Origin of the sequence: Clostridium sp. DL-VIII, assembly GCF_000230835.1 — a bacterium.
GTDB lineage: Bacteria > Bacillota > Clostridia > Clostridiales > Clostridiaceae > Clostridium.
Genome location: NZ_CM001240.1, coordinates 2899114 through 2922968 on the forward strand (window position 1 = coordinate 2899114; position 23855 = coordinate 2922968).

A 23855-nucleotide genomic window follows, 5' to 3' on the forward strand; every position below is an offset into this window, starting at 1 on the left:
ATGTTAATATTAACTTGGACGTAATACTGTAATTGATATTCTCAAGTCCAAATTGAAACATCTATATTCTAAAAATTAGGGAAATGGGCAGTTTAGATATTGTCTACATTTCCCTCGTTTTTATCTAAAAAGTGTTGTAGAATAAATTAAAGCATCATCTGAATATTATTTACCAGCATGCTTGTAAAAGTTTTCGAATTCTATATCTAAAACAAAAACATTTTGTTTAATATCATTATAAAGGAATATTGGGGCAGGTTTTAAAATCGCAGAAGCTGCAGCCATGATGCTGAGATCTACGTTTTATAATTAAGGCTAGGTCATTAAATACAGTAAAGTAACCAGGAATATCCTTGTTATCCATTTGAAAATGTACTCCATAGGCAATTTCATCATTTTCCTTTTCACTTTTCCAAACTATAGAACCTCTAAAACTATAGCGTTTATGCAAGAGTTTAAGTTTAAATTCATAAATTATGTTATCACCTATTGGAAGCTTCAATTTTGATGAAAATCTTAGGCCGCCTATACCAATATCATTAACACATATGCTGGTAGCATGAGTTTTTACTGATTTACCATTTAACTGCACAATTGACGTCTCAGTACAGATTGGTTTTTTTAGATATACGCGGAAAAACTTTCTTTTATTAATAAGCTCAATTTCCTCTCTTGTATCCATTTGATTCCATCCTTCCTAAAATAAAACATATTGCTAATTTTACCATAAAAAACATATAATGAAAATAAATATTATGATGAAAAATGTTAAATATAAGTGGAAAATTATAAAAATAAAATTGCATTTGTTATTAGATAAGTATAAATAATAATGATTTTATTATTTTATAAGAATTATTATAAAAGACATTTGTAAAAACCATGTTGTAATATTATAAAGTTTACTTAAAATTTAGCAATGCAATTAAAAAATAGAAAAATATCAATATCAGAAGTTAAGACTATGGACGATTAGAGATGAAACATTTGGATAAATCATATTTATTAAGTAATTTTGGGTAAATAAAAAGAATGACTTATTTAGGGGAATAAGTCATTCTTTTTATTTATTATTTGATAAGGGTAAATAATAATGCTTTAATTACTTTACAAGAACTATTATAAATAATAAATGTAACAATAATGTTGCAAATTTATAAACTTTATATAAACAATGTATAAAATTTATATAAAAGGATTTCATAGAGTGTGTTGTTATACAAATACAAATTTAAGTTATTACAAGCCAAATTAACTTAGGTACATTTTTATAATTCCTTTCATATTATGTATCATAAAAAGAATGAGGTAAGTAAATATATTGAAGAGTGGCCCTTATGGTTGCTCTTTAAAAATATAGAGGTGGAACTATGGTATATGTAAAAGGAACAGACATTTCGAATAATAATGGAAGTATTGATTTTAATAAAGTCGCATCAGATGGTGTTAAATATATATATATGAAAGCAACGGAGGGAGCAACCTTTAAAGATAGTATTATGGAAACATTTTACACTGAAAGTAAGAAGAATAGTTTGAAGGTTGGAGCTTATCATTTTTTAACTGGAACAAGCACACCAGAAGATCAGGCGGAAAATTTTTATGAGAAGATAAATGGACATGATTGGGATTTAATTCCTATGCTTGATGTTGAAACTAACTTCAATGGTGTATCTAGTTACGTTGAAAGATTTATTAGTGAATTTAATAAATTAAGTTCATTAACATTAGGAGTATATAGTTATACTAATTTTATAGAAAACATTAAAGATATTGAAAGTGTTATTAAAAATATGCCTTTTTGGGAAGCAAATTATAATAATGATCCATGGAACTTACCAGATAATTTTTTTGTCAGCAGAGTAGGCCATCAGTATACTGATTCAGGCAATGTAAATGGAATAAGCGGAAAATGCGATATGGATTCATTTACAGACGGGGTATTATTAGATAATGCAGTAAAGCCAGGCGGATGGATTTTGCAAAATAGTAAGTGGTGGTACAAGCATAATGATGGAAGCTATACAAAAAATGGATGGGAAAAAATAAATGGTAAGTGGTATTTGTTTGATAGTCAAGGATGGATGCTATATGATTGGAAAAATCCAAATGGAAACTGGTATTATTTAGGACGATCAGATGATGGCGCTATGAAATCAGGTTGGGTGCTGCAAAATAATAAATGGTACTATCTTGGTGATTCCAATGATGGTGCTATGAAAATTGGATGGCAGAAAATAGATAATAAATGGTATTATTTTAATTCAAGTGGACAAATGCAAACTGGCTGGATAAGTTATAAAGGAAAAGATTATTGTATGTATTCAGATGGTAGTATGATAAGTAACTGTGACTTGTATGGTTATCACTTTGATGAAAATGGTGTAGCGACAAAATAAATTAGCATTTAAAGATATTTAATTTAAATGCATATATTTTTATTTTGCAAAAACAGAGAAAGAATGACTTGGTTATGGAAATAAGTCATTCTTTCTTACGTTTATAAATTGTATTATGCAGGTAAGTATAGTATTTTTACTTTAAAAATTGAATAACTAAAAGTTGTGTGTGGAAGAATACCTTTATTGGAGAAAAAATATAGGAGATGATGAGATGGAACAACAATATTTAGCGCCGAATGAAACAATGCAAATACATGAAATGCTTAATTTAAAAACAATTTGTATGACTACATCTAAGATGATGGAGGGAGTAGTGTTTGATCAAGAACTGAAATCCTTGCTGGAAAAAGATGTACAACAATCTATTGGAGCTATAAGTGATTTGCAAAGTTTATTAAAGAGAGCTCCTAAGATAAGATGAAGATTTAATATATAGTTATATATCTGATATTATATAAAAAATATTTTAATTTACTAATAAGGAGGGATGATAAATGATAAATGACTATTTAGAAATAAGGAATGCAGAAGGAATGCCTAAACTTGTAGATGCAAATATGTCACTTGGATTTCTATTAAATGCTAAAAGTGGAGTAAGAAATTGTGCAATTGCATTAACAGAAGTAACCACCCCAGAAGTTAGACATATTTTAGAAAAGCAATTATACGATGCAATCAATATGCATGAAGAAATATCTGATCTTATGATAAAAAAAGGATGGTTTCATCCGCTCAATTTAGAAAAGCAGTTTCAAATGGATATAGAATCTTCAACAACTATTAGCCAGATTGCTAAATTAGACCTTTTCCCAGGAGACACAAGTAGAATCGGAACATTCGCAACACCGGAAAAATAAAGGAGGTATATTTAATGAAAGCTGTAACATTTCAAGGTATAAAAAATGTAAAGGTTAAAGAAGTCCCAGATCCTAAGATTCAAAAACCTGATGATATTATTGTTAAGCTTACTAGTACAGCAATATGCGGTTCAGATTTGCATTTAATTCATGATATGATTCCTAATTTACCTCAAGGTTATATTATAGGACACGAGCCTATGGGAATTGTTGAAGAAGTAGGCAGAGAAGTGACGAATTTAAAGAAAGGTGATAGAGTTATTGTTCCTTTCAATGTAAGCTGTGGAGAATGTTTTTATTGTAAGCATGATTTAACATGTATGTGTGATAACTCAAATCCTAATGGAGAAGGTGGCGGATTCTTCGGATATTCAGACACTTTTGGTGGATATCCTGGAGGTCAGGCGGAATATATGCGGGTTCCATATGCGAATTTTACTCCTTTTAAGATTCCAGAGGATTCTGAAGTAAGTGATGAAAAGCTTCTATTAATGTCGGATGCTATGGCTACTGCTTATTGGAGTGTTGAAAATGCAGGTGTTACTAAAGGAAATACTGTTATTGTACTCGGATGCGGTCCTATAGGATTAATAGCACAAAAGTTTTGTTGGTTAAGTGGTGCGGAAAGAGTAATAGCAGTAGATTACATAGATTATCGTTTAGAACATGCCAGAAGATACAATAAAGTCGAAACAGTAAACTTTGAAGCTCATGAAAATGTAGGTGAGTATTTGAAGGAAATTACTCATGGTGGAGCAGATGTAGTAATAGATTGTGTTGGAATGGATGGGAAAATGACGCCGATGGAATTTGTAGGTTCTGGATTGAAACTGCAAAGTGGATCTCTTGGAGGTTTTGTTATAGCTACACAAGCGGTACGAAAAGGTGGAATGATCCAAGTAACAGGAGTTTATGGAGGAAGATACAATGCCTTTCCTTTAGGAGATATATTTAATCGAAATATTAACATAAGAACAGGGCAAGCTCCAGTAATTCCGTATATGCCAACACTGTATAAGTTACTTGCTGACAAAAAGGTCGATCCAAGTGATATTATTACGCATAAATTGCCGTTAGATCAAGCAGAGCATGGGTATGAGGTTTTCGATACAAAAACAGAGGACTGCATTAAAGTTATTTTAAAACCATAAAAGTTTTGGTTAAGGAGATGAAAACATGAATGAACAAGTTATTGCACCAAATGAGACTATGCAATTACATGAAATATTAACATTTAAGAATACATGTCTAACTAAATTGCTTACTACATCACCATTAATTTCTGATGATGAATTAAAATCAATATTACAGGATGAAGCAAAAGTATCGCAAAAGCACATTGAGGAATTAAGGGAGCTTATGAAAAAATCTAATATTGCCTCTTCAGAAGATAAGGATTATTAAATTACTATAATTAAGGAAGGTGAATTTATGAATGGATTAATAGAAACTCTTACAGGCATGGATAAGATGACAGATCAAGTTATTGCTACTGATTTTTTAATAACTGCCAAAAGCAGCGTTCAAAATTATGCAATTGCAATAACTGAAACTACGTCTAAAGAAGTAAGGGAAGTATTAAAAGGACAATTAAAAGACGCTATTGCTACTCATGAGAAAATATCAAACTATATGAGTGAAAAAGATTATTATAATGCTTATGATATGGAGAAGCAATTTAAGGTAGATATGAAAACAACAGATACGGCATTGAATCTTATGAAAAATATTATGTGAAAATTATAAATTAAGTGAAGGCTTGATATATACAATACTATATTAATAGCATAAGAAAATATTAAATAAAAAATGGCTTATTGGAGTAAAATAAGCCATTTAAGATTATTGTAAATATTTTTATGGAGTAAATAATAATGTTTCAACATCTTTTCAAATATTATTATAGCTTTAAATTGTGTCAACACTATGACAATTATAAATTATGTTAGAAATACATAATAGAAAATAAAATTTACATACAAGAATTGTAATAAATATGGCGCAATTTGAAAAAATGTGGTATGATAATTTTAGACATAATATTAGAAGAATATCGATTGACTGACAGACTTTTAATATTTTCCCTAAGAAGGCAGCTGAGAAAAATCTCTACTGCCTTTTTTATTGTATAGGAAAGTATAAAAATCGCGCTCGCTGAAAGCGCGGCGTAGACTTGCATTAGAAAAATATATGTGGTAAATTGATGAAATGATTAAGAGTAAATTAAGAAGAATATTAGAGGAAAATTGGAATGAATTTTATAAAAGATATAAAAACAGAATTAGACCTAGTGTTATTGCAGAAGTAAAAAAAGTTATGAAATGCAAGGATATAAGTAATGGTTATATTGAATTAAAATGTAAGGAATGTGGCGAAATAAAGAAAGTTGGGTTCACTTGTAAAAGTAGATTTTGTACATCATGTGGAAAGGTTTATGTTGATAATTGGGTTAATGGAATGCTGGGAAAATTAATAAATGTAAAGCATAGACATATGGTATTTACAATACCAGAGGAACTTAGAAATTACTTCGGAAGAGAAAGAGATAGGCTGAAGTTACTTCCGCAATGTGCAGCTAAAGCTGTTACGAGTTGGATGTATAAGCAAAATAAAAAGAAGAATTTATACCTGGAATTATAGCAGTTATACATACTTTTGGACGAGATTTAAAGTGGAATCCCCACGTCCACATGATGGTTACAGAAGGTGGAAAGGGTAAGCTAACTACCTGGAGAAATTTTAAATATTTTTCGTATGAAGCATTAAGAAAGAGATGGCAAAAAATATTATTAGATGAAATAATAAAAAGAGAAGGAAATAAAGATAGTTTTAGACGATTAAAGAACAAAATATATAAAAATAATAAAGATGGATTTTATGTTCATGCTAAAAATGAAATAAAATCAGCAAAGATAGCTGCAAAATATATTGGAAGATATGTTGGACGACCTGCGATAGCAGAATCAAGAATAATTGCGTATGATGGTGAAAGTGTAACATTTAAATATAAAAGACATGAAGACAATAAAGAAATAATAGAGAAAGTGCCAGTCTTTGAGTTTATAAAAAAAGTTATAATACATATACCAGACAAGAATTTTAAAATGGTGAGATATTTTGGACTGTATTCGAGGAGATGTAAGGATAAAGATCAATTTATCAAGATGATAGATAAGAAAATAATACAAATTAAGAAATCAATAGAAAAGTGGGAATATCGAATTCTTGCGTCTTTTGGGGTAGATCCATGCAAATGTTCTAAATGTGGTGGTAAGATGAGATTTAATGATATAGTGTATCCACGATACGGCTCGATGCGAGAATATTTTAAAGATAAATTTATAAGTGAAGGGAAAGAAAAATTAGAAAACATCCTGGAAATATATGCAATTGCAAAAGGAGTACTATATGGTAAAATAAAGCCGACAACAACATAGTTGGAGGGATGTTAAGTGAAAGATATAATACCATATAAATGTTTAAATTGTGGAATAACAGAAAATATACCTAGGGAGGTTGTAGAATACTTTGATGAGATGGATCAAAGTAATATAGATGAACCGCCTTGTTTTTCATGCGAAAAATGTGGTGGAGTTATGAGACCTAAAGAATACAATGGGGTATATGGCAAAAGTTATAAACTATAAGAAGAAAACCATAGAGGAACAGCAATCTCTATGGTTTTTAATTTAACTATTAATAATTTCTCCGAAGGAGCGTGTCGCAGACACTTTTGTTCTTTGAATTGATTATTGTATAGTTACATAAAATAAATTATGATTAAAATAAATGGAAAAAATATAATATATTATTTAAAAATTATATATAAAATGGAGGTTAAGTTATGTATTCACATGAAATTGACTACAAGATTTATGGAGATGATATGCAATATGTAGAAATTGAACTTGATCCTATGGAAACAGTAATAGCAGAAGCTGGTGCTATGATGATGATGGATCCTAATATACAAATGGAAACGATATTTGGAGATGGATCAAAGCAAGGAAATAATGGTTTTATGGATAAAATTTTTTCTGCGGGCAAAAGAGTACTTACAGGGGAAAGTTTATTTATGACTGCATTTACCAATTCAGGAGCATTGAAAGAAAAGGTATTCTTTGCAGCACCTTATCCAGGGAAAATACTTCCTATGGATTTAAGCCGATTAGAAGGAAAACTAATATGTCAGAAAGATGCCTTTTTATGTGCAGCTAAAGGTGTATCAGTAGGGATAGACTTTAGAAAAAAATTAAGTGTAGGATTCTTTGGTGGTGAAGGATTTATACTTGAAAAATTAGAAGGTGATGGTCTTGCATTTATACATGCATGCGGTGCTATAGTAGAAAGAAATTTAATGCCAGGAGAAACACTTAAAATAGATACGGGATGCTTAGTTGCTATGACTAGAAATGTACATTATGACATACAATTTATTGGCGGAATTAAAAACACTTTATTTGGTGGAGAGGGAGTATTTTTTGCAACAGTAACTGGTCCAGGAAAAGTATGGATTCAAAGCTTACCATTTAGCAGGCTTGCAGAACGTGTCTTTGCAGCAGCACCAGGTGCAGGAGGACAAAGGAAAGAAGAGGGAAGTGTTCTCGGAATGCTTGGCAACTTCTTAGATGGAGATAATTAATACATTTACGTAATATGACACCTTAAGTTATTTCAATAATAATTTAAGGTGCTTTTTACTGTTATAATGTAATGAATTTAATAAGGATAGATTGTATTATATATGTTACAATTAACTTTATGAATTTTACATCTAGATATCTGCTTAACCTATAGCTATTTCAAATGTAAATTTATTATTGCAACATATATAAACATATCTTCTATGGTATAATATCAATAATTTGGTGTAAATATGAAAAAAGGAAAGTGGATTAAGAAATAAAGGGGGATATTATGAAAATTGCAGTTTTATCAGATATACATGGAAATGGTATTGCTTTAAATTGTGTTATAAGTGATATGAAAAACCAGAATATAAATAAAGCAATTATTCTTGGAGACCTTGTGATGAAGGGGCCAATGCCTAGTGAGGTCATGAAAGAATTGAAGAAGCTTGATATCTTGGCTTGGATTAAAGGAAATACTGATGAATGGTTGAAAGAGATAAATGAAGCTTTTAAACCTATAACTCATAGAGAAAAGGAACTATATGAATATTATAAATATGCAGAGACAAGGTTGATTGAAGAAGACATAGAATTTATTAATAAGATGCCGGTAAGATATTCTATAATTATTAATGACTTGAAGATACTATGTGTTCATGGCACTCCGCAATCTATAGTTGAAGCAATTGATGGTAGTGTGCCTATAGAAGAAATTAAGGAGATAATTAAAGATGTTAAAGAAGATGTTATATTATGTGGACACTCTCATTGCTCATTTATAGGGGATGTGGAAGGGAAAAAGATTTTTAATGTAGGAAGTATAGGCATTCCGCTCGATAAAGATAACAGAGCATCTTATGGAATATTAGATTTTTCTAATGAAGATGTGAAACTAATAAATAGGAGAGTAAACTACTCAATTGATGAAGTCATAGCCATAGCTAAGAAAAATAAATTTCCTTATTTACGTCAGTATGAAAATATGTTAAGAAGTGCAGCAGTTGATTAAATATCAAGTAATTAGTAGTAATTCATATAAATAAGTTGTTTACTATTGATAATGATTATCATATAATGGAATCAAGAAGGGAGTGATTTCATTTATGAGAAGAAGGGTCAAAGATAAATTTAATAATAAGTTAATCAATAAAGATTTTTTAAAGTATATAGGACCAGGAATATTGGTTACAGTAGGATTTATTGATCCTGGAAATTGGGTATCCAATATTGCAGCTGGATCAAGCTATGGATATAATTTGCTTTGGATTGTAACTTTGTCAACAATTATGCTTATAATATTACAGCATAATGCAGCTCATTTAGGAATAGTAACAGGACTTTGTATTTCTGAAGCAATTAATGTCAATATAAACAAAACTTTTGGAAGAATAATTACAATTACAGCAATTCTAGCGGCTATAAGTACTGCAATGGCAGAAATCCTAGGCTCAGCTATAGCACTAAGAATGTTATTTAATATCCCTTTAAAACTAGGAGCTTCAATTTCAACATTAGTAATAATAATAATGTTATTTTCAAATTCATATAAAAAGATAGAAAAAGTGATTATAGGCTTTGTATCAATAATAGGTATATCATTTATTTTTGAAACTTTTTTAGTAAATATAAATTGGGGAGAGGCGGTAAAAAGTGCTTTTGTACCAAACATTCCTTCGAATTCATTGCCAGTTATAATGAGTGTTTTAGGAGCTGTTGTAATGCCTCATAATTTATTTTTACATTCTGAAGTAATTCAAAGCAGGAAATGGAACTTAAAGGAGAAATCTATATTAGAACGCCAATTAAAATATGAATTTATGGATACTATGTTATCTATGATAATTGGATTTATCATAAATAGTGCTATGATCTTAGTAGCAGTAACTTTTTATAAAAATAATATAGCAGTAAATGAACTTGAGCAGGCACAGATTATGTTAAAACCATTACTAGGAAACATGGCTTCGCTCATTTTTTCAATAGCATTACTGTTTGCAGGCTTGGCTTCTTGTGTTACTGCAGGAATGGCAGGAGGATCAATTTTTGCTGGATTATTTGGAGAAGAATATAATATAAATAATAAGAATAGTAAAATAGGAGTATTAATAACTATATTAGCAGCTTTGATAATAATATTTTTTATTAGCGATCCATTTCAAGGGCTTTTGTACTCTCAAATGCTGCTAAGCATACAGTTACCAATAACTATTTTTACACAAATATATTTAACTTCATCAAAAAAAGTAATGGGACAATATAAAAATACGACTATAGAAGCCATTACATTATGGATTATTGGCGGAATAGTTACAGCCTTTAATATAATGTTACTAATAAATTCACTAATATGAATGAAAATGCAAAGGGAGTCTTAATTGGCTCCTTTTAATATTAATTTAAATATTCAAATGTCATTGTGAAAAATATGGTAAAATGAATATAAATAAAGTTTAATCTTAAGTATTTCTTTGGGAATAGGTGAAAGGAATTGATGTAAATGAGAATTTTAGCATATAGTCATAGGTCAGATGAAACAGAGTTTTTTAAAGAGTTCAGCAATAAATATAATGTTGAAGTTGTGCTGACAGAAAGTGAACCAACTATGGAAACTGCAGAACTTGCAAAAGGATTTGACTGCATCAGCATTATTACAACTATAATAGATTCAGAATTAGTTGGAAAATTTCATGGGCTTGGAGTTAAATTTATTTCTACAAGAACTATTGGATATGATCATATAGATTTGAAAAAAGCTAAGGAGCTTGGAATTCATGTGGGAAACGCAACATATTCACCTAATAGTGTTGCAGATTATACTATTATGTTAATGCTCATGGCAATTAGAAAAGCCAGACTTATTATGGAAAAGAGCAGTGTTCAGGATTATTCTTTAAAAGGCGTTCAGGGAAAAGAATTACCTAACTTAACAATAGGAGTATTAGGTACAGGAAGGATTGGACGTACAGTGATTAAGCATTTGAGTGGGTTTGAGTGTAAAATATTAGCTTATGATATATATGAAAATGAAGAAGTAAAAGCCTATGCAGAATATGTGGATCTAAATACAATACTAAAAAACAGTGATATTATTACATTGCATATGCCTGCCACAGAAAATAATTACCATATGATTAATAAAGAGTCCATTAAGCTTATGAAGGAGCAGGTTTATATTATAAACACTGCAAGGGGAAGCTTAATTAATACTGATGATTTGATTGAAGCAATTGAAAATAAAAAAATAGGTGGTGCAGCTTTAGATGTAATAGAGCATGAAGCTAATTTATATTATAATAATTTAAATGGTGAAGTACTAGAAAACAGGGATTTAGCGATACTTAAATCTTTTTCGAATGTAATTGTAACACCACATACAGCTTTTTATACAGATCAAGCAGTAAGCGATATGGTTGAAAACTCAATAAAGAGCTGCATTTTATTTATGGAGAATAAGGAAAATCCATGGGAAGTGGTTTAAATGGAAAAAGAATAGAATTATATTAGGAATTTTGTTTGTGAATAAAGGCTTTCTAATTTATATGAAAAATCCCATGTGATTAAATTAAAATCTAGCATGGGATTTTTGTTATTCATGTTATAAAATAATAAATCTAAATATTAAAGTAATTAAGCATTATAAAAATATGGCCGCCAATTGGTATATATTTTCTCGCTTCTGATAGAGTATTGAATATCGTTATAATCTTCAAGTGATGAAACTTTACCATTAAAAGAGTCGGAAAAAGCTCTAAGGGCTTCAGGAATTAATTGTAGTGATGAAGTATAAATTTCTAATGGATTGGAAGAAACATCTTCAATACTTCTTGTGGCTGAAATTGCATTTAATGCATCAATGCTTGCTTCATTAGCAAATTCATTTATTTTATTTTTTGAATCTTCAGTGTAACTGCTTGGATAGCTTACTTCTAAAGTGATTCTATAACTTATATCTCTAGTTTTAATATATGAAGCATTATTTTTAATATCTGTATCATCCAAATAGTTAGTATTATTTTCTATAAAATCCTCTTTGGTTTGAGGCATATCTATAGATGTAAGAGTTCTTGAAAATATATCTCTTGATCCATTTTGATAATATTCTTTTGAAAGATTAAATGATTCGGTGTTTTTTTGATTTAAATTTACACAGTTTTCACAAGTATCTTCAGGTGTAGATCGATAGCATACAAAAGAATCAATTCTTCTTAAATCTACTCCAAAATAAACCCAAGATCTGCGAAACCATCTAAATCCAGATACTGTACGCCTGTCAACATTTAATAAGAAAGCCCAATAGTTTCTGCCGCTTACTTCCCAAATATAAGTGTATTTGTATAGGCAAAATTTTATTGAATTTTGACTGACAGCAAAAGTCTCAGCGCCTCCACTGGCAGCCATTTTTTGAACACCAGATTCGTTTTTTTTAGGTATATAATTAGGTGGCGGTGATTTAGGCATTCCTGGAGGATCAAAAGTCCCACCTGGGAAATTAAAATTTGGTGAATAATCAGGATTAGATCCAGTATGGAAGTTGCCGCCTCCTGGAAAAGGTGCTCTTTGCATTTGATTATCTTCACAGAATTCAAAGTTTTGAAAATTCATATTATCATCATAAGAAAAATCATTATCAATAAACATTTAAATTTTACTCCTTAAGAATTAGTTATATATAATATATTCCTAAGCTTTTAATGTTGTTAATATCTATTATTAATGAGACAGTTTTATAGGAATTTAAATTAAAATCATAATGTTTTTAAGCACGGAGGTTAGTAGAATTAAGTTATTTTGTTCGGGGATTACGTGTAGGAAATCTGAAAATCTATATAATGGGTATGAGGTAAATTTTTATTTATAATTTCATATGCAAGATTAATCCAGCTGTTGCAGTCGTTTAGGATGATTCCATCACTAGTTATAACATGATCGAGTTTGCTTAAAATAACATCTGCATTTGGTACTAAAAGAACATCAACATCAAAATTATATGTATCTAAAAGCTCTAATATTCTTAATTTTAATCTTCCTGTATTGGATACAGGGGAATCCAAATAAAAGACTGCTTTTTTAATTTTCATTTCACTAAGTTTTGAGCCAATTAGTTCTATTGCAGTGTCTGTTTTGTCAATTAATTTATATGTCCCACGAAGCCCAGCTAAATCACGTAAAGTTCCATCCATACATTTAAGTAGAGTGGAATTTGACAGAGCTACCTCCAGTGTAATAATTATGTTTAACCCATCAATATGAACTGTGCTGCCATCATAGCCATCTATTAGTTCATGCTTCTTACGCCTGTTAAGATCTTCATTTGATGATATAACTCTCTTTAATGCCAATCTTTGTCTTGCTGAAAATAAAAAATGGTTTCCTATAAATTCAACGGTTTTATCAAGCTTGTAGCCATGATTTAATAAGTAGCAGATGTCAACTTGAGCTTGTTTTAATAACATCATATTCTTATTGTTGAATTCAATTTCATCTGAATGGACATAACCTCTTTTTACTATTTGTGCCATTAGAAAACCCTCCTAAAAAATAAGTTCTAGAAATATTTATCTAAGAAAATATCTAAAGATATATATAGTTTTTACAAAAATTATCTTAGTGATTCATATGAGAATAGTTAAAAATAAAAAACTAGAAAGTTATATTAAAACAAATAACTTTCTAGTATAAGCCTCTTTATTATTTTTAGTAAATTCACATTTTGCAAATAATCGAAGTGATTATTTAATTAAATCTTGGGATATCTAAGATAGCACCTTTATTACCTGATGTTACTAGAGCAGCATATCTTGCTAAGTAACCTGTTGTAATTTTAGGCTGTCTTGGTTTCCAATTTGCTCTTCTTCTTGCTAATTCTTCATCGCTAACTACAAAATTTATTGTATTAGCATTTATATCTATTTGAATAATATCACCATCTTCAACTAATGCAATATTACCACCTACAGCAGCCTCAGGAGAAACGTGGCCAATTGAAGCACCTCTGCTTGCGCCGCTAAAGCGTCCATCAGTTATAAGGGCAACAGTACTACCGAGACCTCTTCCCATAATTGCAGATGTTGGATTAAGCATTTCTCTCATACCAGGGCCGCCTTTTGGACCTTCATATCTTATAACAACAACATCTCCATCAACAATTTTACCAGAGTTTATTGCATCAAGTGCATCTTCTTCACAATCAAATACTTTTGCAGGACCTTCATGCTTTAACATTTCAGGTACAACTGCAGAACGTTTTACTACACAAGAATCTGGAGCAAGATTACCTTTAAGAACAGCGATTCCACCTGTTGTACTATATGGATTTTCAGCTGGTCTTATAACTTCAGGATTTTTGTTTATGCAACCTTTTATATTTTCAGCAATAGTTTGTCCTGTGCATGTTATTAAGTCAGTCTTCAACAAACCTAATTTGCTTATTTCATTCATAACTGCATAAATTCCACCAGCTGCATTTAAATCTTCAATATAAGTATGTCCAGCAGGAGCAAGATGACAAAGGTTTGGGGTTTTTGCACTGATTTCATTTGCTATATCAACATTTAAATCGAAACCAACTTCATGTGCAATTGCAGGTAAATGCAGCATACTATTTGTACTGCATCCAAGAGCCATGTCCATAGTTAGAGAATTTATAAATGCATCTTTTGTCATGATATCTCTTGGTCTTATGTTCTTTTCGAGTAATTCCATAATCTTCATACCAGCATGTTTAGCAAGTTTAATCCTGTCAGAATAAACTGCTGGGATAGTTCCGTTTCCTTGAAGTCCCATTCCAAGAACTTCTGTCAAGCAATTCATGCTATTTGCTGTATACATTCCAGAGCAAGAACCACAAGTAGGACATACGTTGTTTTCGTATTCCTCTAATTTTTCTTCTGTAATTTTTCCAGCATTATAAGCACCAACAGCTTCAAACATGCTGGAAAGGCTTGTCTTACATCCGTCGACTTTTCCTGCAAGCATAGGCCCACCACTTACAAAGATAGTAGGAACATTAACTCTTGCAGCTGCCATTAAAAGCCCAGGGACATTTTTATCGCAATTAGGAACCATTACTAATGCATCAAAAGCATGAGCCATTGCCATTGCTTCTGTAGAATCTGCAATCAGGTCTCTTGTTACTAATGAATATTTCATACCTTCATGTCCCATTGCAATTCCATCACATACAGCAATTGCCGGGAATACTATAGGAGTACCGCCAGCCATTGATACACCCATCTTAACAGCTTCAACTATTTTATCTAGATTCATATGACCTGGTACGATATCATTTTGTGAACTCACAATACCTATTAAAGGTCTTTCTATTTCTTCCTTTGTTAAACCTAGTGCACTTAATAACGAACGATGTGGTGCACTTTTAGATCCTTTTTTTATTACATCACTTTTCATGGTGTAAGCCCCCCTTTTAAATAAAAAATACGTTGTATATTTTTATTATATGTTGTATGATGTCTATTGTCAATGAAGCAATTAAGTTTATATAAAAAATAAGCACTGTAATCAGTACTTATCTTTATTCACTATAGATACCTAAACCTCTCATAGCGCGAATAATATGGAGTTTCATTGCAGTTTTTGCGCCTTCAGCATCACGATTTTCTAAAAATTCCATTATTGTATGATGATCATTAAAAGTAGCTTCAATTATTGATTTATTAGCATCAGACAAAATAACTCCTTTATCTATAGCTTTATAGAGTATAGGCATTAACTTATTCATAAACTCATTATGAGTTGCCTTTGCAATAGATTTATGAAAAGCTTGTTCAATCTCAGTACGGTCTTCATTGTTTAGTATTTTCTCTTCTTCTAATTTCCCATAATAAAGTATTCTTTCCAGCTCTTTATCTGTAGCACGTTTAGCAGCATAATATGCAGTTTGAGGCTCAAAGATTAATCTCATTTCGTACAGATCTCTTATATTTAATTTTTCAGTTGAAAGATCTTCTAATCCAAAGTTTTCATTGAGGTCTTGATTAGCTGTTACAAAAGTACCTTTTCCTCGTCTAATTTCAAGAACTTTGTGAGCAACCAAAATGCGGATGGCTTCACGCAATGTGGTTCTGCTTATTTGTAGTTCAGAGGAAAGTTCATTTTCATTTGGTAGTTTGTCGTTAGCAGTAAATCTTTTATCTATAGTAATCATGGCAAGAATGTCATCAGCAATACTTTCAGCTAAGCTTTTTTCTTTCTTTGACATAAGTTAACCTCCTTTAGGTAATATTTATATGATATCGCAAAAGAGGTCATTTTTCAAGAGAGATGTCTGATGTCTGCATATTGTAATATTCTAGTTCAAAAAAGAAAAAAATCACTAGAATAATTTACAAGTATATATTCTTTTTATGAGCGGTAAACTATTTATAAATTAATCATGAAAGAAGGTGGTAATATGACTAACTTAATTGAGACACCCAATAGATTAATAAACGAGAAATCTCCTTATCTATTACAACATGCTTATAATCCTATCAATTGGTTTGGATGGGGAAGTGAAGCATTTGAATTAGCTAAAAAGGAAGATAAGCCTATATTTCTATCTATTGGGTATTCATAATGTTGGTTATAGGAATCGACTTGTCATTGGTGCCATGTTATGGCTCATGAATCTTTTGAAGATGAAGAAGTTGCAAAACTTATGAATGAAAATTTTATAGCAATTAAAGTAGATAGAGAAGAAAGACCAGATGTGGACAGCGTTTATATGACTGTCTGCCAAGCTCTCACTGGCCAAGGCGGTTGGCCTCTTACGATAATAATGACTCCAGATCAAAAACCATTTTATGCAGGAACTTATTTTCCTAAAAACTCTAAATATAATATGCCAGGGCTTATGGATGTTATGAATTCCGTAATAAAACAATGGAAGGAAAATAAGAATAAGATTGTATCATCTAGCGAAGGGATTTTATCTGAATTAACTAAATACTTTGAAGGTGAAACTAGTTCAAAAAAATTAACTTCTAAAACTTTAGAAAATGGATATAATCAACTTTTACATGCTTTTGACAATAACTATGGTGGATTTGGAAGTGCACCTAAATTTCCAACGCCACATAAAATAATGTTTTTGCTTAGATATTATGAAAAATATAAAGATACAAAAGCATTAGAAATGGCTGAGAAGACGCTTGATTGCATGTACAGAGGCGGAATATTTGATCATATAGGTTTTGGATTTTCTAGATATTCTACTGATAGTAAGTGGCTGGTTCCACATTTTGAAAAAATGCTTTATGATAATGCATTATTGATTATAGCATATCTTGAAGGATATGAAGTTACTAAAAATGATTTGTACAAAGATATAGCAATAAAAACATTAGAATATGTATTTAGAGAACTTAGGAGTGATAATGGCGGATTTTATTGCGCAGAAGATGCAGATAGTGAAGGAGAAGAGGGAAAGTATTATGTATTTAATCCGTCAGAAATCATACGAATTTTGGACGAAAAGGATGGAATGTATTTTAATAAATATTTTAATATAACACCTAAAGGAAATTTTGAAGGAAAAAGCATTCCAAATCTTATAAAAAATAAGAACTATTATAAAACCGATGATAAAATAAATAATTTAAGCGAACAAGTTCTTGAATATAGAAGCCAGAGGATGAAATTACATAAAGATGATAAAATCTTAACTTCTTGGAATGGTCTAATGATAGCAGCGCTTGGAAAAGCTTATAAAGTTCTTGAAGATATAAAATATTTAGAATATGCTAAGAAGGTCGTAAATTTCATTTTTGATAATTTAATTGATAAAGATGGCAGATTATTTGCAAGATACAGAGATGAAGAATCACGTCATAAAGCATATTTAGATGATTACGCTTTTTTATGTTTTGGTCTCATTGAACTTTATGAGAGCAGCTTTGATGTTACATTTTTAAAGAAAGCTATTGATTTAAATAAGGAGATGATTGATTTATTTTGGGATAATAAAATAAATGGATTTTTTCTATATGGTGAAGATAGTGAAAGACTAATAGCTAGGCCTAAAGAACTTTTTGATGGAGCAGTACCGGCTGGAAATTCTGTTGCAGCATATAATTTAATAAAGCTTGCAAGGATTACAGGTGATACATACTTAGAAGAAATGGCTGAAAAACAACTTAATTTTATCTGTGGATCTATTCTCAATGAAGAAATAAATCATTCATTTTTCTTAATAGCAGCTTCATTTGCATTAGATGAAGGGAAAGAGCTGATTTGTTTAATAAAAGATAAAAGTGATGAGGAACAAATTAAAAATCTACTAAGTGAAATACCAAGCTTTAATTTAACTACTATTAGCATTAGTGATGAAAACGAAGAAATAATAAAAAAGTTAATACCGTTTATCAATGATTATAAATATATAAATGATAAATCTACCTATTATTTATGTAAAGGAAAATCTTGCTTATCACCTGTAAATAGCATTAGTGAAATAGAAAAGTTACTATAAAATTTGAATCATTTAACTGTAGTAAAATGGCCATTTATAATAATTATCTACAGATTTAAATTTATTATAAATTCCTAAAGAATAAAAAAACTTCACATGTTTTATGTCCTTGCCAAGTAGGGATAAAATCATGTGAGGTTCTTTTATTTTGTATATTCTTTGTAATTCAAATGAACTGTAAATCCAGTATCATCAAACTTATATTTTGTATTATCAAGGGGATATTTATCATAAGCCAGGTTCATTCCGATAGCATAAAGAGCCTCAGCAAGATCATGTGGTTCTACTACAACAGTACCAGCCATGAGACCCTTTTGAATAAGCTCCTTAGCAGCGGGCATTCCATCTATTCCTACAACCTGAATAAGTGCATTTTTATCACCTTTATTATATCCATATTTTTGCAAAGCTTCAATGGCACCGACTGCCATTGCATCATTATTTGAAATTATGGCTTCAATTTTGTTGCTATATTTAAGAAAGAGAGATTCAATAGAATTTTCAGCACAATCTTCAAGCCATTCACAGTAAGGAGCAGCAAGTTCCTCAGTTCTTATTCCAGCATCGTTAAGAGTTAAGATTGAATACTTTGTCCTTAAATATGTTAATGGGCTTCCAATTCTACCTTTTAACATAATATATTGCAATACATTATCATGATTTTTATCTATAGATTCTTTATGAGAATTCCATTCATCGACAAGGAGTTTGCCTTCCATGATACCTGATTGCTCAAAATCAGCACCAATAATTACAAAGCGTTTATAAGGTCTAACAAAATCTATTATTTCTTTGGCAGGATCAGGATTTAAGATTAAGGGAATATTTTTAGCAATGACTTTACTTAAAGTACTTTTTACATCATTTAAATTTGGAGTTATTATGCCTATAATAAAAAGATCAAAATTATCATTAAGGGCGTTCTCAATACTCTGATTTTGTACACTTTGATTATCGCTTGCATTAAAAAAAGTAAACTTTACTTTATCTTCATTTTCTCTTTGAATTTGTTCTAAATTCTGCTTCAGGAGAGAAATATACATGGCATTAGAATTGTCAAAAAATACAGCTATTTTAATAGGAAGCTTCTTATTTTGATTCGGAGCAGCATACACATTTTTTTCTGATAGATTTATTGCTGAAATTATTATAATTGGAATCATAATAAATATTAATAATTTTTCTGATATTTTCATTAGTAATCCTCCATGTTTTGTATTAAATATAAGTACTAGTATTATAGTGCGTTTAATTGAAAAAAATATTCTAATGAGGAATCCATATAAAGATTATAAATATTTTAATACAATATGGTAAATAATTGTATTAAAATATAATAATAAGAATGTAGTTATTAAAAAGTGGAGATGAGCTATATGGAAGATGTTATTAAAGAAAAAATAAAAACATATTGTGAAAAAGTTAATATGAAGATGAGTGACTTTTCAATAAAAACTATCAAAGATGGATATCTAGCAACGGATGGATACACTTCAATTATGTTTGATAAGGATGGAAAAGCTTCATCTCTGCCTATGCATGCGTTATATGGAAAAAGGACTTCACAGCTAATAGGAAAGGGATATGCTCTTTTTGTGTGTATTATCATTTTAGCACTATTAATAGCAACAGCATTTGGTGCACTTATTAAATAATTATATTAATGTTTAATTAAAATTCTAAATATTAATAAAAAAATTTTGTAAAAAATCATTTAAATTTTCATATTATTAAAAGTAGTTATATACAATATAAGGTGTAGCAAATAAAAAAATGTATGATATAATAATATAGAAAGTCTAATGGGTATCATTAGACCTTCTAGTACGTTTTTGTTTTTTGGGCTATTGGTTTCGATTTCTATAAAAAGAAACTTTGTAACTAAGGAAGACGCTTATTTGAAGATGGGGCGCCTTCTTTAGTGGTTTTAAAAACTAATTTAAAACCTTTGAGATTAAGTGAGATTTCAAAGTCACATTCTTTAGAACTACACTTTAAAGATCTATTTATTAGCATTACTAGCACGAGAAATAGTAGAAACGCCAACATTCCAATAATCATATCCAATACCACCTTCCTAGGGATTGAAACAGATAGTAATCAACAACCCAAGGTTGGAGAACGTACAACCACCGCTCCCATCAATGCAGCTTATACACATATATATTATACCATAAGTATATGTGTTAAAGTAATTTTTTACCAGCGCTTTTGTATTCAATTAGGATAAAAATAGTACTTTTCGTGAATTCAATTTATATATAAGTTGAATTTTTTTTCATATTAATTAAAATAATTACATTAATATAAGAAAACACTAGTAATTCGTTAGATTTTATTGAAGAAAAATAGTAAGTTAATCTAATCATTTGAAAGGGGCGAGAGCAAAATGGAGATATATACGATTGGTCATTCAAATTATCCAGTAGAAAAACTTATTGATATGCTAAAGTATTACAATATCAACTGTGTTGTAGATATTAGAGGAATTCCTTATTCAAAATATAATGTTCAGTATAATAAAGAAACCATAGCTGAAACTTTAAAAAGAGAAGGATTTATATACATATATATGGCAAAAGAATTTGCGGCAAATAGAGAAAATAAAATATCTTATAATAAAGAAGGGTATTCAGATTTTGAAAAGGTAGCTAAAGAGCAGGAATTTTTAAATGGTATTGAAAGATTAAAGATAGGATGCAAAAAAGGGTATAATATAGCAGTTCTTGGTGCTATGCAGGATCCGATAAGGTGCCATAGAAGTATATTAGTTGGGCGTTTCTTAAGAAAAGATGGATTTAATGTTAAGCATATTTTAGATGATTATACACTTGCATCTCAGGAAAATATAGAAGAAAGTATCCTAAACAAATATTTCAGTAATAGAAACCAATTAACTATTGACAGTCTCCTTGGAAATTCAATGAGTGAAGAAGAAATGATTGAAGAGGGATATAGATTAGCTAATAAGGAAATTGGATGGAGAGTTGAAAATTTAAAATAAATTTATAAAATACGCATATATTAATTTATAATAATAATTTGGAAATAAGAGTATGAAAATTTTATCTAAGATATTTAAAAGTAAAAGAGATGATAAGAAAAATAGTAGAGCAGATGATGCTAAACAAAATGCCAGTACTTCTAATTATGTAAATAAAAATAATATTTCAAGTACAACCGAATATTTGATTTTGGTCAATCTTAGGAGTTTTAAAGTAAATATTTATAAGGGCAGTACAAATAAATGGAATCTAATTCACAGCTATATATGTACAATAGGAAAAAATTCAACACCAACGCCAAAGGGAACATTTACCGTTGGAATAAAAGGTCTTTATTTTGGAGTAAGTAAGGGGTATAAATGCTGGTATTATACGCAATTTAAAGGAAATTATTTATTTCATTCAATAATATACAATCTGGATGGATCTATAAGAGATGGAAGACTTGGTATGAAATTATCAGATGGATGCATCAGGTTATCTAAAGAAAATGCCAAATGGATTTACGATAATGTCCCCAGGGGAACTAAAGTGATTATAAACTAATTATTTCATAAGCCAATAGACTTTATTTTTTGACAATTCAAAACCAAGCTTTTTTTGTAAAGCAGCTGAAGCAAGATTATCTTCAATAACTTGTCCGTAAGGATATCTTCCATTTGCTAAAGCACTATTAGTGGCTGCTATCTGCAAGGCTGCTCCAATTCCTTTTCCTCGATAATTAGGAATAACTTCTAACATTCCGATAGAACCTTCTGTGTGACTTCCAATGAAACCACACAGATCATCATTAATGAAGGCACCAAACATAACTTTTGATTTTAATCTATCCTCAATATAACCTTCTTCAATAATTTCTGCCTTAGAATAATACTTCATTATAATGTCTTTATATCCTAGAGTCAGGATTTTAATATTCACAGTAGAATTTTTTGATTCTAATGGTGTATGATTTGTATAAACAGTGTTATAACAAATCATGGTGTTATTAAACTTAAACTTTTTAGCCAATAACTCATAAGAAAATTTATCATGGGAAACAATGATTTCAGCATTAGCAGAAATTTTAGAAATTAGATGTTCTGCTATTTTATGACTTTGGCTAGAAAGCATATATATTTGAGATGGGATGTCAATTAATAAAACACTTCCGTCTGAAGCAAATAAAATTTCAGCACTGCCTCTGCGGATGCATTCAAGCATATCTACATTTAGTAAAAAGTCATTAAGTAATATTTTATTAGCTGTATGATTAAGCATAATAAGTGAATCCTTTCAAAATAAATTTAGATGTTCTTTAACTTCATTATAGCATAAACAAAATTATTTAAATAAATCGATTGCAATATCGAGATAATTAAATACAAATTATTGTAAAATATGATAAAATTAAAAAATAAGATATTATTAATTGTTCAGAAAGAAGAAAGTAAGAATTGAAATGGGTATAGAGATTAGGAGGAAATAATATGGATTATAGATGGCTTGATGATTACTGCTTAAGTAAAAAAGGTGCAGAAAAGGATTTTAAAGAAGAATGGAATGCTACTAGATATCTTGTAAGAGGAAAGATGTTTGTTATGCAAGGGGGAGATAAGAACGGTACACCAATAATAACAATAAAATGTGAGCCGAGTTTCGGAAGGTTTTTGAGAGATGAATATGAAGAAATTATTCCAGGATATTATATGAATAAGGTACATTGGAATTCAGTATATATAGGTGGAAAGGTACCAGATGAAGTAGTAAAACAGATGATAGATATGTCGTATAGATTAATTGTAGCTTCTTTTAGTAAAAAAATTCAAAGAGAAATCATCGAAGAATAAGCCTGAAAATATGGTGTTAAATATATAGAAGATAGTTAAATGATAATTCAAATTGAAACCGAACACCAATAATTATAAATGAAGGCACTGTATTGAAAATTCAATAGCTATATTTGGATCTGGAGTATTAATAAATTAAATTTGGGAAAAGAAAATATGCAAATGAGTCAGAAAATTCAAAAAATATATTGCGGTAATCATTGAAATAATATATAATTAAATCAAGATAAAGATTTGAATTTATCTTAGTGTACTGACACTTCAATCCGGCAGAAGAGCATATCTCAAGAGGTATGCAGTTGGTGATGGGCAACGTAAAAATCCCAGAAGCAATGTACGACATAGGGTCGTACCCAGTTGGCGGACAACGTAAAAATCAGTGACTAAGGAAAAGCAAGTGTATCACAAGTACACTTGCTTTTTATATTTACTAAGAGAGATATAAGAAATTGTAATTGCAGTTTCGTATATCTCTTTATATTTTGCAAAAACTTATTGTTATAATTATTGCTTAAATTACGATGGAATAAATTAACTATAAATAATATTTATGACCTTATAAGTAAACGATATTTCTTATTGAAAGAAGATAGATTTATAATAAAATCATAGATACATAATAATATAGTTGAATTTATGATATGACTAGTTAAATAAAAAAGG

General features: G+C 29.9%; 24 protein-coding genes and 1 pseudogene. 18 read left to right on the forward strand and 7 right to left on the reverse strand.

All coding sequences use genetic code 11. The features are described from left to right. Positions 1-235 precede the first annotated feature (235 nt). A complete protein-coding gene (locus CDLVIII_RS13250) occupies positions 236-682 on the reverse strand; it encodes a PilZ domain-containing protein (protein WP_009169948.1) in 447 nt (148 codons plus the stop codon). Between the two features lie 688 nt (positions 683-1370). On the opposite strand from CDLVIII_RS13250, the gene CDLVIII_RS13255 reads away from it, so the two are divergent. The 13 genes from CDLVIII_RS13255 (at position 1371) to CDLVIII_RS13310 (ending at position 11368) form a co-directional block, all read left to right on the forward strand. Further along, positions 1371-2399, forward strand: a complete 1029-nt coding sequence (locus tag CDLVIII_RS13255; RefSeq protein WP_009169949.1) for a GH25 family lysozyme — start codon at positions 1371-1373, stop codon at positions 2397-2399. 214 nt (positions 2400-2613) lie between these two features. Beyond that, a complete protein-coding gene (locus CDLVIII_RS13260) occupies positions 2614-2823 on the forward strand; it encodes a hypothetical protein (RefSeq protein ID WP_009169950.1) in 210 nt (69 codons plus the stop codon). A 73-nt stretch (positions 2824-2896) separates the two neighbouring features. Next, entirely contained in the window at positions 2897-3259 is a 363-nt protein-coding gene (locus CDLVIII_RS13265) for a spore coat protein (RefSeq protein ID WP_009169951.1), read from the forward strand. A 14-nt stretch (positions 3260-3273) separates the two neighbouring features. After that, the gene (locus CDLVIII_RS13270; RefSeq protein ID WP_009169952.1) at positions 3274-4410 is read left to right on the forward strand and encodes a zinc-dependent alcohol dehydrogenase; all 1137 of its coding nucleotides are present in this window, start codon (positions 3274-3276) and stop codon (positions 4408-4410) included. Positions 4411-4435: 25 nt separating this feature from the next. Next, complete coding sequence (locus CDLVIII_RS13275; protein WP_009169953.1) at positions 4436-4663, forward strand: spore coat protein; 228 nt, start codon at positions 4436-4438, stop codon at positions 4661-4663. Between the two features lie 27 nt (positions 4664-4690). Next, complete coding sequence (locus CDLVIII_RS13280; protein ID WP_009169954.1) at positions 4691-4996, forward strand: spore coat protein; 306 nt, start codon at positions 4691-4693, stop codon at positions 4994-4996. Positions 4997-5467: 471 nt separating this feature from the next. Further along, positions 5468-5899, forward strand: coding sequence for a transposase zinc-binding domain-containing protein (locus CDLVIII_RS32015; protein ID WP_050816266.1), 432 nt, complete (start codon positions 5468-5470; stop codon positions 5897-5899). Positions 5900-5949: 50 nt separating this feature from the next. Continuing rightward, entirely contained in the window at positions 5950-6696 is a 747-nt protein-coding gene (locus CDLVIII_RS32020; protein ID WP_050816267.1) for an IS91 family transposase, read from the forward strand. Positions 6697-6711: 15 nt separating this feature from the next. Then, on the forward strand, positions 6712-6906 hold the full coding sequence (locus tag CDLVIII_RS13290) for a hypothetical protein (RefSeq protein WP_009168857.1): 195 nt from the start codon (positions 6712-6714) through the stop codon (positions 6904-6906). A 197-nt stretch (positions 6907-7103) separates the two neighbouring features. Further along, complete coding sequence (locus CDLVIII_RS13295; RefSeq protein WP_009169955.1) at positions 7104-7901, forward strand: TIGR00266 family protein; 798 nt, start codon at positions 7104-7106, stop codon at positions 7899-7901. 275 nt (positions 7902-8176) lie between these two features. After that, positions 8177-8899: a metallophosphoesterase family protein gene (locus CDLVIII_RS13300; protein WP_009169956.1), complete on the forward strand. Its 723-nt coding sequence runs from the start codon at positions 8177-8179 to the stop codon at positions 8897-8899. A gap of 94 nt (positions 8900-8993) precedes the next feature. Beyond that, positions 8994-10241 carry an Nramp family divalent metal transporter gene (locus CDLVIII_RS13305; protein WP_009169957.1) on the forward strand — a complete coding sequence of 416 codons (1248 nt, stop codon included), beginning with the start codon at positions 8994-8996 and terminating at the stop codon, positions 10239-10241. A 146-nt stretch (positions 10242-10387) separates the two neighbouring features. Further along, on the forward strand, positions 10388-11368 hold the full coding sequence (locus CDLVIII_RS13310) for a D-isomer specific 2-hydroxyacid dehydrogenase family protein (protein WP_009169958.1): 981 nt from the start codon (positions 10388-10390) through the stop codon (positions 11366-11368). Between the two features lie 149 nt (positions 11369-11517). Here CDLVIII_RS13310 and CDLVIII_RS13315 read toward each other — a convergent pair whose 3' ends face one another. From CDLVIII_RS13315 to CDLVIII_RS13330, 4 genes are all read right to left on the reverse strand, one after another. Then, a complete protein-coding gene (locus CDLVIII_RS13315; RefSeq protein ID WP_009169959.1) occupies positions 11518-12528 on the reverse strand; it encodes a hypothetical protein in 1011 nt (336 codons plus the stop codon). 161 nt (positions 12529-12689) lie between these two features. Then, positions 12690-13409 (reverse strand): DUF434 domain-containing protein, encoded by a 720-nt coding sequence (locus CDLVIII_RS13320; protein ID WP_009169960.1) that lies wholly within the window; start codon positions 13407-13409, stop codon positions 12690-12692. Positions 13410-13623: 214 nt separating this feature from the next. Then, a complete protein-coding gene (ilvD, locus tag CDLVIII_RS13325) occupies positions 13624-15297 on the reverse strand; it encodes a dihydroxy-acid dehydratase (RefSeq protein ID WP_009169961.1) in 1674 nt (557 codons plus the stop codon). Positions 15298-15421: 124 nt separating this feature from the next. Next, a complete protein-coding gene (locus tag CDLVIII_RS13330) occupies positions 15422-16108 on the reverse strand; it encodes a FadR/GntR family transcriptional regulator (protein ID WP_009169962.1) in 687 nt (228 codons plus the stop codon). 192 nt (positions 16109-16300) lie between these two features. On the opposite strand from CDLVIII_RS13330, the pseudogene CDLVIII_RS13335 reads away from it, so the two are divergent. After that, a pseudogene (locus CDLVIII_RS13335) lies at positions 16301-18358 on the forward strand (thioredoxin domain-containing protein). A 143-nt stretch (positions 18359-18501) separates the two neighbouring features. Here CDLVIII_RS13335 and CDLVIII_RS13340 read toward each other — a convergent pair. Beyond that, positions 18502-19554, reverse strand: coding sequence for a galactose ABC transporter substrate-binding protein (locus CDLVIII_RS13340; protein WP_009169963.1), 1053 nt, complete (start codon positions 19552-19554; stop codon positions 18502-18504). A 180-nt stretch (positions 19555-19734) separates the two neighbouring features. Between CDLVIII_RS13340 and CDLVIII_RS13345 the strand changes: the two genes are divergently transcribed. The 3 genes from CDLVIII_RS13345 to CDLVIII_RS13360 all read left to right on the forward strand — a co-directional run bounded on the left by CDLVIII_RS13345 (position 19735) and on the right by CDLVIII_RS13360 (position 21909). Beyond that, positions 19735-20013: a hypothetical protein gene (locus CDLVIII_RS13345; RefSeq protein ID WP_009169964.1), complete on the forward strand. Its 279-nt coding sequence runs from the start codon at positions 19735-19737 to the stop codon at positions 20011-20013. 734 nt (positions 20014-20747) lie between these two features. Beyond that, positions 20748-21362, forward strand: coding sequence for a DUF488 domain-containing protein (locus CDLVIII_RS13355; protein WP_009169965.1), 615 nt, complete (start codon positions 20748-20750; stop codon positions 21360-21362). A 52-nt stretch (positions 21363-21414) separates the two neighbouring features. After that, positions 21415-21909: a L,D-transpeptidase gene (locus tag CDLVIII_RS13360; RefSeq protein ID WP_009169966.1), complete on the forward strand. Its 495-nt coding sequence runs from the start codon at positions 21415-21417 to the stop codon at positions 21907-21909. On the opposite strand, the gene CDLVIII_RS13365 is transcribed toward CDLVIII_RS13360, so the two are convergent. After that, on the reverse strand, positions 21910-22623 hold the full coding sequence (locus tag CDLVIII_RS13365; RefSeq protein WP_009169967.1) for a GNAT family N-acetyltransferase: 714 nt from the start codon (positions 22621-22623) through the stop codon (positions 21910-21912). Between the two features lie 209 nt (positions 22624-22832). On the opposite strand from CDLVIII_RS13365, the gene CDLVIII_RS13370 reads away from it, so the two are divergent. Next, entirely contained in the window at positions 22833-23192 is a 360-nt protein-coding gene (locus CDLVIII_RS13370) for an MmcQ/YjbR family DNA-binding protein (protein ID WP_009169968.1), read from the forward strand. Positions 23193-23855 lie beyond the last annotated feature (663 nt).

What these genes read in the sequence shown, in the direction of transcription:
- CDLVIII_RS13250 (WP_009169948.1), bottom strand. Translation starts at nt 682, where the DNA reads ATGGATACAAGAGAGGAAATTGAGCTTATTAATAAAAGAAAGTTTTTC.
- CDLVIII_RS13255 (WP_009169949.1), top strand. Translation starts at nt 1,371, where the DNA reads ATGGTATATGTAAAAGGAACAGACATTTCGAATAATAATGGAAGTATT.
- CDLVIII_RS13260 (WP_009169950.1), top strand. Translation starts at nt 2,614, where the DNA reads ATGGAACAACAATATTTAGCGCCGAATGAAACAATGCAAATACATGAA.
- CDLVIII_RS13265 (WP_009169951.1), top strand. Translation starts at nt 2,897, where the DNA reads ATGATAAATGACTATTTAGAAATAAGGAATGCAGAAGGAATGCCTAAA.
- CDLVIII_RS13270 (WP_009169952.1), top strand. Translation starts at nt 3,274, where the DNA reads ATGAAAGCTGTAACATTTCAAGGTATAAAAAATGTAAAGGTTAAAGAA.
- CDLVIII_RS13275 (WP_009169953.1), top strand. Translation starts at nt 4,436, where the DNA reads ATGAATGAACAAGTTATTGCACCAAATGAGACTATGCAATTACATGAA.
- CDLVIII_RS13280 (WP_009169954.1), top strand. Translation starts at nt 4,691, where the DNA reads ATGAATGGATTAATAGAAACTCTTACAGGCATGGATAAGATGACAGAT.
- CDLVIII_RS32015 (WP_050816266.1), top strand. Translation starts at nt 5,468, where the DNA reads ATGATTAAGAGTAAATTAAGAAGAATATTAGAGGAAAATTGGAATGAA.
- CDLVIII_RS32020 (WP_050816267.1), top strand. Translation starts at nt 5,950, where the DNA reads ATGATGGTTACAGAAGGTGGAAAGGGTAAGCTAACTACCTGGAGAAAT.
- CDLVIII_RS13295 (WP_009169955.1), top strand. Translation starts at nt 7,104, where the DNA reads ATGTATTCACATGAAATTGACTACAAGATTTATGGAGATGATATGCAA.
- CDLVIII_RS13300 (WP_009169956.1), top strand. Translation starts at nt 8,177, where the DNA reads ATGAAAATTGCAGTTTTATCAGATATACATGGAAATGGTATTGCTTTA.
- CDLVIII_RS13305 (WP_009169957.1), top strand. Translation starts at nt 8,994, where the DNA reads ATGAGAAGAAGGGTCAAAGATAAATTTAATAATAAGTTAATCAATAAA.
- CDLVIII_RS13310 (WP_009169958.1), top strand. Translation starts at nt 10,388, where the DNA reads ATGAGAATTTTAGCATATAGTCATAGGTCAGATGAAACAGAGTTTTTT.
- CDLVIII_RS13315 (WP_009169959.1), bottom strand. Translation starts at nt 12,528, where the DNA reads ATGTTTATTGATAATGATTTTTCTTATGATGATAATATGAATTTTCAA.
- CDLVIII_RS13320 (WP_009169960.1), bottom strand. Translation starts at nt 13,409, where the DNA reads ATGGCACAAATAGTAAAAAGAGGTTATGTCCATTCAGATGAAATTGAA.
- ilvD (WP_009169961.1), bottom strand. Translation starts at nt 15,297, where the DNA reads ATGAAAAGTGATGTAATAAAAAAAGGATCTAAAAGTGCACCACATCGT.
- CDLVIII_RS13330 (WP_009169962.1), bottom strand. Translation starts at nt 16,108, where the DNA reads ATGTCAAAGAAAGAAAAAAGCTTAGCTGAAAGTATTGCTGATGACATT.
- CDLVIII_RS13340 (WP_009169963.1), bottom strand. Translation starts at nt 19,554, where the DNA reads ATGAAAATATCAGAAAAATTATTAATATTTATTATGATTCCAATTATA.
- CDLVIII_RS13345 (WP_009169964.1), top strand. Translation starts at nt 19,735, where the DNA reads ATGGAAGATGTTATTAAAGAAAAAATAAAAACATATTGTGAAAAAGTT.
- CDLVIII_RS13355 (WP_009169965.1), top strand. Translation starts at nt 20,748, where the DNA reads ATGGAGATATATACGATTGGTCATTCAAATTATCCAGTAGAAAAACTT.
- CDLVIII_RS13360 (WP_009169966.1), top strand. Translation starts at nt 21,415, where the DNA reads ATGAAAATTTTATCTAAGATATTTAAAAGTAAAAGAGATGATAAGAAA.
- CDLVIII_RS13365 (WP_009169967.1), bottom strand. Translation starts at nt 22,623, where the DNA reads ATGCTTAATCATACAGCTAATAAAATATTACTTAATGACTTTTTACTA.
- CDLVIII_RS13370 (WP_009169968.1), top strand. Translation starts at nt 22,833, where the DNA reads ATGGATTATAGATGGCTTGATGATTACTGCTTAAGTAAAAAAGGTGCA.